This is a genomic window from Arthrobacter sp. Y81 (genome assembly GCF_002929335.1).
Taxonomy (GTDB): Bacteria; Actinomycetota; Actinomycetes; order Actinomycetales; family Micrococcaceae; genus Arthrobacter.
On the sequence record NZ_PJIL01000077.1, the window covers coordinates 1 to 585 of the forward strand.

1 protein-coding gene is annotated in these 585 nt (G+C 41.4%); it reads left to right on the forward strand.

Translation table 11 applies throughout. The features are described 5' to 3' along the window. The coding region (locus tag CXQ91_RS24970) for a hypothetical protein (protein ID WP_181039042.1) at positions 1–585 on the forward strand (585 nt) is incomplete at both ends.

The following is a 585-nucleotide window of genomic DNA, read 5'->3' on the forward strand; positions in this document are numbered from 1 at the left end:
TTCATATTGAAGCCCACGGTGTGAAGGGGGTAGGTCTTGATATCTGCGGCGAGATAGTGACCTGGGAAGAATTGCATGATTTAAGTCAAAGAGTAAATATTCTCGCTAAAAATAATTTTGGACTAGTTTTGGCGGGCTGCTATGGAAATGAAATAACAAAATCGGTCGGCATCGATTCTCCATGCGCGTTTCGATTTGTACTCGGGGCAAGCTCAGAAGTAAAAGCGGGAGTTATAGAGGACCAAACAACTCAGTTCTATAAAGAAGTAATCAGCACTGGGGACCTAAATAGCGCTATTAGTCATGTGGAGGAACAGTTCATTTACTTCATGTGTAGCAGGTTTTTTCTTACTGCTATGTCACGCTTTTTTGCAAAGCATGCAGGCGGAAAATACCAAAGAGAGTTGCGAGAGCAAATATTAACTAGGACTCTTGATGGCTGGCCTAACACCAGGTTTATACGTAAGCAGGCACGCTCTAACATAAAAGAACTGATGAAAAACCCGGAAAAGTTCATCATGGATTCAATGGCGACATTCTTACATGGTGAAACACCTGTCAGTTATGAAGAACTTAAATTGTTTT